Raw genomic sequence first — 3,249 nt, forward strand, 5'->3', positions numbered from 1 at the left:
GCAACGTCCTATCCTCGCAGGGGGCGATCCCCCAACTACTATCAGCGTGCTGAAGCTTAACTTCCGTGTTCGGCATGGGAACGGGTGTATCCTTCAGGCTATCGCCACCACACTATGAGAGCTTGTTCTCTCAAAACTAGATATTATTCAATTATCTTCCAGCGGAAACAACCACGTTTTCAACTTGGTTAAGTCCTCGACCGATTAGTACTGGTCCGCTTCACCCCTCACGGGGCTGCCACTTCCAGCCTATCTACCTGATCATCTCTCAGGGGTCTTACTTCCATATAGGAATGGGAAATCTCATCTCGAGGCGAGTTTCACACTTAGATGCTTTCAGCGTTTATCTCATCCATACATAGCTACCCAGCGATGCGCCTGGCGGCACAACTGGTACACCAGCGGTATGTCCATCCCGGTCCTCTCGTACTAAGGACAGCTCCTCTCAAATTTCCTACGCCCGCGACGGATAGGGACCGAACTGTCTCACGACGTTCTGAACCCAGCTCGCGTACCGCTTTAATGGGCGAACAGCCCAACCCTTGGGACCGACTACAGCCCCAGGATGCGATGAGCCGACATCGAGGTGCCAAACCTCCCCGTCGATGTGGACTCTTGGGGGAGATAAGCCTGTTATCCCCAGGGTAGCTTTTATCCGTTGAGCGATGGCCCTTCCATACGGTACCACCGGATCACTAAGCCCGACTTTCGTCCCTGCTCGACCTGTCTGTCTCGCAGTCAAGCTCTCTTCTGCCTTTACACTCAATGAATGATTTCCAACCATTCTGAGAGAACCTTTGGGCGCCTCCGTTACTTTTTAGGAGGCGACCGCCCCAGTCAAACTGCCCACCTGACACTGTCTCCCACCACGATAAGTGGTGTGGGTTAGAGTATTCACACAGCGAGGGTCGTATCCCACCAGCGCCTCATTCGAAACTAGCGTTCCGAATTCTACGGCTCCGACCTATCCTGTACAAGCTGTGTCAACACCCAATATCAAGCTACAGTAAAGCTCCATGGGGTCTTTCCGTCCTGTCGCGGGTAACCTGCATCTTCACAGGTAATATAATTTCACCGAGTCTCTCGTTGAGACAGTGCCCAGATCGTTACGCCTTTCGTGCGGGTCGGAACTTACCCGACAAGGAATTTCGCTACCTTAGGACCGTTATAGTTACGGCCGCCGTTTACTGGGGCTTCATTTCTGGGCTTCGCCGAAGCTAACTCATCCACTTAACCTTCCAGCACCGGGCAGGCGTCAGCCCCTATACGTCATCTTACGATTTTGCAGAAACCTGTGTTTTTGATAAACAGTCGCCTGGGCCTTTTCACTGCGGCTACACTTGCGTGTAGCACCCCTTCTCCCGAAGTTACGGGGTCATTTTGCCGAGTTCCTTAACGAGAGTTCACTCGCTCACCTTAGGATACTCTCCTCGACTACCTGTGTCGGTTTGCGGTACGGGTAGTTAATCACTAACTAGAAGCTTTTCTCGGCAGTGTGACGTCTGGTGCTTCCCTACTAAAATTCGGTCCTCATCGCGCCTTGTCCTTAGCTGTAAGCATTTGACTCACAACCAGACTTGACGTTTGAACATCCATTTCCAATCGGATGCTCACCATAGCCTCCTGCGTCCCTCCATCGTTCAAACATGATTAACTAGTACAGGAATATCAACCTGTTATCCATCGCCTACGCTTCTCAGCCTCGGCTTAGGTCCCGACTAACCCTGGGAGGACGAGCCTTCCCCAGGAAACCTTAGTCATTCGGTGGATCAGATTCTCACTGATCTTTCGCTACTCATACCGGCATTCTCACTTCTAAGCGCTCCAGTAGTCCTTGCGGTCTACCTTCGTTGCCCTTAGAACGCTCTCCTATCACGCGACCTAATGGTCGCATCCACAATTTCGGTAATGTACTTAGCCCCGGTAAATTTTCGGCGCAGGATCACTCGGCTAGTGAGCTATTACGCACTCTTTAAATGGTGGCTGCTTCTGAGCCAACATCCTAGCTGTCTATGCAACTCCACATCCTTTTCCACTCAGTACATATTTAGGGACCTTAATTGGTGGTCTGGGCTGTTCCCCTTTCGACGGCGGATCTTATCACTCGTCGTCTGACTCCCGGATATAAATCTGTGGCATTCGGAGTTTATCTGAATTCAGTAACCCATGACGGGCCCCTAGTCCAAACAGTGGCTCTACCTCCACGATTCTTAACTCCGAGGCTAACCCTAAAGCTATTTCGGAGAGAACCAGCTATCTCCAAGTTCGTTTGGAATTTCACCGCTACCCACACCTCATCCCAGCATTTTTCAACATACACGGGTTCGGTCCTCCAGTGCGCTTTACCGCACCTTCAACCTGGACATGGGTAGGTCACCTGGTTTCGGGTCTACGTCAATTTACTGAAACGCCCGTTTCAGACTCGCTTTCGCTACGGCTCCGGTCTTTCCACCTTAACCTTGCAAATTAACGTAACTCGCCGGTTCATTCTACAAAAGGCACGCTATCACCCATTAACGGGCTCTAACTAATTGTAGGCACATGGTTTCAGGAACTATTTCACTCCGCTTCCGCGGTGCTTTTCACCTTTCCCTCACGGTACTGGTTCACTATCGGTCACTAGGGAGTATTTAGCCTTGGGAGATGGTCCTCCCGGATTCCGACCACGTTTCACGTGTGTGGCCGTACTCAGGATACTGAACTGAGGGCCAATGATTTCATCTACGGGGGTATCACCCTCTATGCCGAGTCTTCCCAGACTCTTCGATTATCATTGACTTTGGTAACTCAAATGTTCAGTCCTACAACCCCAAAGAGCAAGCTCTTTGGTTTGGGCTATTCCCCGTTCGCTCGCCGCTACTTAGGGAATCGATTTTTCTTTCTATTCCTGCGGGTACTTAGATGTTTCAGTTCCCCGCGTCTGCCTCAACTTGAGTATGTATTCCCCAAGTTGTAATTACGGATTAATGTAATTGGGTTTCCCCATTCGGAAATCTCCGGATCAAAGCTTACGTACAGCTCCCCGAAGCATATCGGTGTTAGTCCCGTCCTTCATCGGCTCCTAGTACCAAGGCATCCACCATGCGCCCTTCATAACTTAACCTAACGATTACGAAGTAATCGTTGATTAATCGAGTATTAGCGATATAAAACTAATTAAAAAACTCAAAAATACGCAGTTGTTTCTCGGTTTAATTATCTTAATAATTAAAGGAAAATAATTGATAATATCTAGTTTTCAAAGAACAA

General features: G+C 49.6%; 2 rRNA genes. Both read right to left on the minus strand.

The features are described from left to right. A 5S ribosomal RNA gene (gene rrf / locus EKM70_RS11095) occupies positions 1 to 112 on the minus strand; the annotation flags it as partial. A gap of 72 nt (positions 113 to 184) precedes the next feature. Further along, a 23S ribosomal RNA gene (locus EKM70_RS11100) occupies positions 185 to 3,103 on the minus strand. Between the last annotated feature and the right edge of the window lie 146 nt (positions 3,104 to 3,249).

The sequence above is a fragment of the Levilactobacillus lindianensis genome (assembly GCF_003946095.1).
Lineage (GTDB): Bacteria > Bacillota > Bacilli > Lactobacillales > Lactobacillaceae > Levilactobacillus > Levilactobacillus lindianensis.